Here is a 7486-nt window from a genome sequence, read left to right on the forward strand (position 1 = left end):
TCCTAATACTTTCCCTGGGACCTTCTTACCGTCACTTAGACTTACTTCAATACGATTTGCTCCAGCAACGACATGGTTATTTGTTACAATGTAAGCTTGTCCATCTGTCTTTTTATAAATGACACCAGATCCTGTACCGGCTTCTGAATCTGCCTCTGAAAAATTGTCTCGTTGAATATTAATAATACCAACAACAGCTTCAGAAGCGCGATCAACAGCGTCTACAAAGCTAACCTGTTTAATCCCTTGAGCTTCAGCCATGTTACTTCCACTTGCTTCAGCTTGCGGAAGCGCGCCAGCATGATTCGAAAATAAAGGCGCCCCAAATGCAAATAATGAAGCCCCTACAATTGTTCCTGCTATGCTAGAAATGACAATACCTTTATGCTTCTTTTTACCTGCACGTTTTATACGATACTTTTCTTCATCAATAAAGGACATATTTGTTCACCTATCTTCCTGAAAACAACTATATTCACCTTTATTGTTTACTAAAATGAAGAATTATACGTATTGAATTTTCGTAGGCATTTTTGGATCTGTATCATGAATTTCAAAGGATTCTCCCACTCCAAATCCTTTTTCCTCTAACACTTGCGATACTGACATACGCGCTAGTTCTTTCATATTGTTATCTAAGCTTAAATGTGCTAAATAAATATGTTTTGTCTCATCTGTAATTACATCTACCATCGCTAACGCAGCATCCTCATTACAAACGTGACCAACGTCGCTTAAAATACGTCTTTTAATGCTCCACGGATAACGTCCCATACGAAGCATTTCCACATCATGATTACTTTCAAATACGAAAGCATTAGCTCCCTTAATAACACCTTTCATACGGTCGCTCACGTATCCTGTATCTGTAATAAGGGCTAATTTTCTATTATTGTTATGAAAAGCATAAAACATCGGCTCTGCCGCATCATGGGAAACTCCAAATGACTCGACCTCAATATCACCGAATGTTTTCACATCCCCAACTGAGAAAATGAACTTTTGCTCAGTTGGGATATTTCCTATTAAATGTTCCATTGCATTCCATGTTTTCTCGTTCGCATAAACTGGTAAATCATATTTACGCGCCAATACACCTAATCCTTTAATATGGTCACTATGCTCATGTGTGACAAGAATACCTGATACATCATTTATATTCAGTTCTGCTTGTTTAAATAAAGCCTCTGTTGCTTTACCACTTAAACCTGCATCGACGAGTAATTTTTTTTCATCCGTTCCTACATATAGCATATTCCCTGTACTTCCACTTGCAAGCACACTAAAATGCATACTCATTCTTTCTCACTCCATTATGTTCTTCCGGCACTTGAGTTTCCCCTAATTCCATAACTTGTCCTTCAATTGCATTCACAAAAAAGTCCTTTTTCTGCTCTGTCTTTAAGTTCCAAGTTGGAGCTAGCACTTGTATATTAGAAGATGATTCAGCTAGAGCCGCATATCCAATCTGCGCCTCTTTCACGTGCGTATTTTCTGCAATTTTATTTTTTAAATATATATTTTCCAAAGCTGTTTGAGCAGTGATAATTTCTTGTTCTTTCGTTTTTTCACTTTCGCCCATTTCCTTCAAATCCGTTAACATTGTTTGTGTATACGAAACAAGCTCGTTTTTTTCATTTAAATCCACAACAATCATTGCATGATTATTGTGGAAAATCGGCTTATCCTTATACTTTTGGAAGAAATAAATTTTAGAGTCTTTCATTGCTCCAAATTCGTATTTCTGCCCATCAAGGACACTGTTTTTTAAGAAATCATTATATTTATCCTTAGATAATGATTTTGCATTTAAAAATGGCTCTTTCAACTTACCTTCAATCGTATATTCATTTTGCAGATGCGCTGTTTGATTTTTTAAAGATTGCACATCTTCTTCTTTAAAGTTTTTATTTTTCGCCATAATAAATGACTCTTTTTTCGGCTCTTTAGGAAAACTCCCCATAGTAATTTTAGATTCTTTTAATTGTTGATCAATTTTTGTTTCTGTCACAATTTCCAACTGATTACTATCTTGCTTTTGAATGAACTGAAAGATAAGAAAGAGGTCTAAAACAAAAAAGGTCACAATAAATATCGTTTTAATTCGATCCCAATCCATTTAGTCCTCCCTCACTCCACTCATATATTTTTTGTTTACCCTCTTCATCACATTTTACATACCATATCGGCTGTAAAATACTGATCTCTCCTCCGTTCACAGGACCTCCGTTCACGGAAGATTTCAATGACATTTTATAACCAATACCAACATCCTGAATTGAATTTTTGTCAATTTCCGGATTATTCTCTAATGATGTCATCACTGTACGACCTGATGCAAGAGAAGTGGGTGTACTAGGTAAAGGAATATTGAAATCAAAAAGAGATCTCTCATACTGCATGATTTCGCCTGAACCCCATGCTTGTTTTAATTCAGCCATTCCATCTGCATTAAATACAGGTAAACCGCCCTCGTATAAACGGAATGAGGTTTTCCCCTTATTAATATAATCAAGACGATAAGAATTTAAGTTACCACTGTGCCCACTTACAAAGTCGAAGCTTTTCTTCAAAAGCATCGCATTATCTGTAACTTTATCACTATATACTGCGGAATTTTTATATTTCAACATTAAATTCAACTTATCAATTTCCATAGATCGAATACCATCTGTAAATGTTTCCTTTGATTTCTCGGTAATAGGACTTAAATAACGCGGATCACTAAATAAAACATTTTTAAATGAATCCACATCTAACCCAGACACAAAATACTCTATCTGATTTAATTCCGTAATTCCATCTGGTAAAAACAGTTTTTTCGTATCATTTACTTGATATTCAAAATATGGTTTTGCTAATGTAATAAATCGATTTTGGTCGTTTATAACATCCTTTACATAAGCACCACTCAACATCGCTTGATATATTCTACGAGGATTATCATAAGAAATAAAATTAACTTTAATTTCTTGGTCCTTGCTTCGAGAAGGATCGATTACAATGCGATTAAAACTTCTATTAGATTCTAAATTTTTATCTTTAATATTGAACATGTCTTTAATCGTCTCAAGTGGCACATTTGTAGGAAAAACAAATTCAATCTTTTCTTCTCCGTGTACATAAGAAAGAAAATCCCCTTTAGGAACTGTGCCTGTTATTTCCCTAAAATCATGTAATTCTCCATTTTCAAGAATTTTATAAAGTGAGTTCACGTTGTTCGTATTCTCACTTACGTAATGATTTTTTTCTTTATGAACAATAACAGAGGATGGGCGAACAACTCCTGAAATCTTTATCGGATTTATCTCTTCATTACCTTGAACAAATTTTGTATTTTGCACAGAAGTGGAATCGGGAACATATGTCCATAAATTAAAAGTTAAAAATAGACTAATAACAACTAAATTAATTAGAACTATCGTTTTAAAGTTTTCCATACTCATTCCCAATCGTCCTCTTCATCTGGTGCCAGTGGCAGTGTGAAATAAATCGTCGTTCCTTTTCCTTCCTCACTCTTCGCCCAAATAGAACCACCATGTGCCTCAATCATTTCTTTTGCAATAGCTAATCCAAGACCTGTACCACCCATTTGTCTTGAACGGGCTTTATCCACACGATAAAAACGTTCGAAGATTTTATCTACGTTTTCTTTCGGAATACCCATACCTTGGTCACTTACACTAATCTCTAATAACTCCCCTCGATCACGTAAGCGATATGTTACTGTTCCACCTTCTGGCGAATACTTTAATGCGTTAGAAATAATGTTATACAACACTTGTGTAATTTTGTCCGTATCCATATCAATAAATCTAGATTTTTTAGAGAAAGATCGTTTGAAACTTACATTTTGCTCTTTAGACATTTCAAAGCGATCAATAACATTATTAAAGAAGTCAGTAAAGTCGACCCACTCTTTCATCAAACGATGTTCTGTACTATCAAGCTTAGATAGTTGCAACAGCGCATTTACAAGCCTTATCATTCTTTCTGTTTCCTCTTGTGTAACTGTTAAAAATTGCGGTGCAATATTTGGATCTTGCCATGCACCATCTGTCAGCGCTTCTAAGTAACTACGCATCGTTGTTAATGGTGTTCTTAATTCATGAGAGACGTTCGCCACAAACTCGCGGCGTTCCCCTTCTATACGCTCCTGCTCCGTTACATCGTATAATACAGCAATTAAACCATTTGCCTTCCCCGTCTCTTTTTGAATAACAGAGAAACTAGCACGTAAAATGTATGGTTCATTTCTCGTACTAAAATCTAATAAAACAGAATCAGGCTCTTCGTATAAATGATCGAGCGTAAATTCTTCCTGTATCCCCAATACTTCTAAAACCGATTGATCCAGCGCCGTTTCACGCGAAACATTTAGCATCTTTTCCGCAGGGTCATTTAATAAAATAATATCCCCTTTTCGGTCAGTAGCAATTACTCCATCTGTCATATGTGATAAAACAGATGATAATTTACGTCTTTCGCTTTCTGTTGAAGAACGAGCTTGTTGTAGCTTTTTTGATAAATTATTGAAAGATAATGCTAATTGGCCAATTTCATCATGACTATGGACCTTTACTTTTCTCGAATAATTTCCTTTTGCCATTTCAATTGCTTGCCTTCGCATATCTGAAATTGGTCTTGTAATTGTTTGAGCTAGTAAAATCCCAAGTACAGCCGTTACTAACAAAGCAATCACTGTTCCGGTAGCAAAAATTTGATTTATATCCTTCATTTGTTTGTATACATCTTCCATAGATGCAACAATACGAATGACACCAAGTACCTCCCCAGCTTTATCGCTTTGAATAGGAGTAATCATCACTTGAACTCGATGGCCAGTTCCTCCATCTTTCTCAATTTTTGATTCTAGTTTATTTTGTACAATTACCCGTTGAACAGCTATATCTGTCGATGTTCTGCCTATCTTATTTTGCTTAGCCGTGTCTGAAATCGCCATTAATTTTCTATTAGAATCAAATACACTTACTTCTTGAATATCTTTCTTACGATCCGATGCAAACTTTTGAATCGAATTTTTTATAGCGTCATCTAATGATTCTGGATCTGTTTTTTCACGACTTTTTGTAAATTCTTGCTTTAAATTATACGATAGTAAATTCGTTTGTTGTGTCAGAGAATCCTTAAAGCCTTGTACAAGACTTTTTTCTAATTCTCTTACGAAATATACACCGATTACTTGCATCGCTATTAATATTAATAGCATATATATGAGCACAAACTTTAAATGAATGGATTGAAAAAAACCAACCTTTTTCATATATTATTCCTGCTCTGGGTCACGCAAGTAATACCCTACCCCACGTCTAGTTACAATTAAAGTAGGATGACTTGGATTATCTTCAATTTTTTCACGTAAACGACGTACTGTTACATCCACTGTACGCACATCTCCAAAATAATCATAACCCCAAACTGTTTGCAATAAATGTTCACGTGTCATAACTTGTCCTAAATGTTTTGCTAAATAATGTAGCAATTCAAATTCACGATGTGTAAGCTCAATATTTTCCTCACGCTTTGTTACACTATAAGCATTTGGATTAATAATAATTGGTCCAATAACCATTTCAGTATTTTCTTCTTTTTCTGCTGCACCACCTTGTTGATGGCGGCGTAAATTCGCCTTCACACGAGCAAGTAATTCCCTCGTACTAAATGGCTTCGTTACATAATCATCTGCTCCAAGCTCAAGCCCTAATACCTTATCAATTTCAGAGTCCTTCGCTGTAAGCATAATAATCGGCATTTCTGAGTTTTTACGTATTTCACGACAAACCTCTAAACCATCTTTTCCTGGTAGCATAATATCTAATAAAACCATATCTGGCTGTTCTTCATTAGCTTTCTCAATTGCTTCATCACCATCATGTGCCATTACAATTTCAAAACCCTCTTTTTCTAGGTTGAACTTCAAAATGTCTGCAATCGGCTTTTCATCATCAACTACTAAAATTTTCTTTCCCATCATCGTCTATTTCCTCCTCATAAAAATATGGTCAATGATTCTTAAATATATTGATGTTTCTATAGTATATCCCTATATGACAGCAACCTTTATTTAAGTGTTCTCTCCTCTATTCTCATAGACTCATGTATGATCCACCTTTACACGGAATCCTATACGATCTACAGAAAAACCTCTAGCTTCAACTGCTAGAGGCTCCTCATCCTATTGTAAAATAACTACCCACATTTGTAAAACTACACAAAATAAAAAGGATATTAAGTGGGCCCACTTAATATCCTGAGAGTGGCTCGGGACGGAATCGAACCGCCGACACGAGGATTTTCAGTCCTCTGCTCTACCGACTGAGCTACCGAGCCAAAACTATATATAAAACCACTAATGGTGGTATAAACAAAAGTGGCGGTCCCGACCGGGGTCGAACCGGCGATCTCCTGCGTGACAGGCAGGCATGTTAACCACTACACCACGGGACCAAAAATAAACATAAAAAAACATGACCCGTACGGGATTCGAACCCGTGTTACCGCCGTGAAAGGGCGGTGTCTTAACCACTTGACCAACGGGCCACGAAAAATAAAATGGTGAGCCATGAAGGATTCGAACCTTCGACCCTCTGATTAAAAGTCAGATGCTCTACCAACTGAGCTAATGGCTCATACTCACCAACGTCATATTTTCGTGACGACAAGATGTATCATAACATATCATCTTTCACTTTTGCAATACTTTTTTTGTTTTTTTATAAAAGATAAGAAAAAACTCATGCGGACATGAGTTTTTCTTAAAAATATCAATTAAACTTCGTATACGTTACGAACGATATTCGTTTGGTTACGATCTGGTCCAACTGAGAACATAGATAATTGGATTCCTGTTAATTCAGAAACACGCTCTACGTATTTTCTTGCATTTTCAGGAAGCTCATCTAATGATTTCACACCAGTAATATCTTCTTCCCAACCTGGAAGCTCTTCATATACAGGCTCACATTTCGCTAAAATGTTTAAGTTTGCTGGAACTTCATCTATAACTTCTCCGTTATATTTGTAAGCAACACAGATTTTAAGAGTTGGAATACCTGTTAATACATCAATAGAGTTTAATGATAAATCCGTTAAACCACTAACACGACGCGCATGTCTTACAACAACGCTATCGAACCAACCTACACGGCGTGGGCGACCAGTTGTTGTTCCGTATTCACGACCAACTTCACGAATTTGATGACCAATTTCATCATTAAGTTCAGTAGGGAATGGACCATCACCAACACGGCTTGTATATGCTTTACATACACCTACAACGCGAGTAACTTTCGCCGGACCAACTCCAGTTCCAACTGTTACACCACCAGCAATCGGGTTAGAAGATGTAACAAATGGGTACGTACCGTGGTCAATATCAAGCATAACACCTTGTGCACCTTCAAATAATACACGGTGATTGTTATCTAGTGCATCATTTAATACAACAGATGTGTCGCATACATAT

6 protein-coding genes, 4 tRNA genes and 1 pseudogene are annotated in these 7486 nt (G+C 36.2%); all 11 read right to left on the reverse strand.

From position 1 onward, the window contains the following. A pseudogene (locus JDS92_RS29075) lies at nucleotides 1-441 on the reverse strand (2-alkenal reductase); the annotation flags it as partial. 63 nt (nucleotides 442-504) lie between these two features. Then, nucleotides 505-1299 (reverse strand): MBL fold metallo-hydrolase, encoded by a 795-nt coding sequence (locus tag JDS92_RS29080; protein ID WP_097958149.1) that lies wholly within the window; start codon nucleotides 1297-1299, stop codon nucleotides 505-507. Then, nucleotides 1283-2119 (reverse strand): two-component system regulatory protein YycI, encoded by an 837-nt coding sequence (locus JDS92_RS29085; protein ID WP_000383715.1) that lies wholly within the window; start codon nucleotides 2117-2119, stop codon nucleotides 1283-1285. The genes JDS92_RS29080 and JDS92_RS29085 overlap by 17 nt, the downstream gene beginning before the upstream one ends. Continuing rightward, a complete protein-coding gene (locus tag JDS92_RS29090; RefSeq protein ID WP_000061574.1) occupies nucleotides 2100-3446 on the reverse strand; it encodes a YycH family regulatory protein in 1347 nt (448 codons plus the stop codon). The genes JDS92_RS29085 and JDS92_RS29090 overlap by 20 nt, the downstream gene beginning before the upstream one ends. Beyond that, complete coding sequence (gene walK / locus JDS92_RS29095) at nucleotides 3443-5284, reverse strand: cell wall metabolism sensor histidine kinase WalK (protein ID WP_000755358.1); 1842 nt, start codon at nucleotides 5282-5284, stop codon at nucleotides 3443-3445. Before walK ends, JDS92_RS29090 begins: the two co-directional genes overlap by 4 nt. A gap of 3 nt (nucleotides 5285-5287) precedes the next feature. Further along, entirely contained in the window at nucleotides 5288-5995 is a 708-nt protein-coding gene (walR, locus tag JDS92_RS29100) for a cell wall metabolism DNA-binding response regulator WalR (RefSeq protein WP_000971864.1), read from the reverse strand. A 283-nt stretch (nucleotides 5996-6278) separates the two neighbouring features. Then, nucleotides 6279-6351, reverse strand: a tRNA-Phe gene (locus tag JDS92_RS29105). Between the two features lie 41 nt (nucleotides 6352-6392). Further along, a tRNA-Asp gene (locus tag JDS92_RS29110) sits at nucleotides 6393-6468 on the reverse strand. 21 nt (nucleotides 6469-6489) lie between these two features. Beyond that, a tRNA-Glu gene (locus tag JDS92_RS29115) sits at nucleotides 6490-6561 on the reverse strand. Nucleotides 6562-6574: 13 nt separating this feature from the next. Beyond that, nucleotides 6575-6650: transfer RNA gene (locus JDS92_RS29120), tRNA-Lys, on the reverse strand. Between the two features lie 139 nt (nucleotides 6651-6789). Continuing rightward, nucleotides 6790-7486 (reverse strand): adenylosuccinate synthetase (locus tag JDS92_RS29125; RefSeq protein ID WP_199632980.1); only part of this gene is annotated, 697 nt, incomplete at its 5' end.

The sequence above is a fragment of the Bacillus cereus group sp. N12 genome, assembly GCF_016483575.1.
GTDB classification, from domain to species: domain Bacteria; phylum Bacillota; class Bacilli; order Bacillales; family Bacillaceae_G; genus Bacillus_A; species Bacillus_A toyonensis.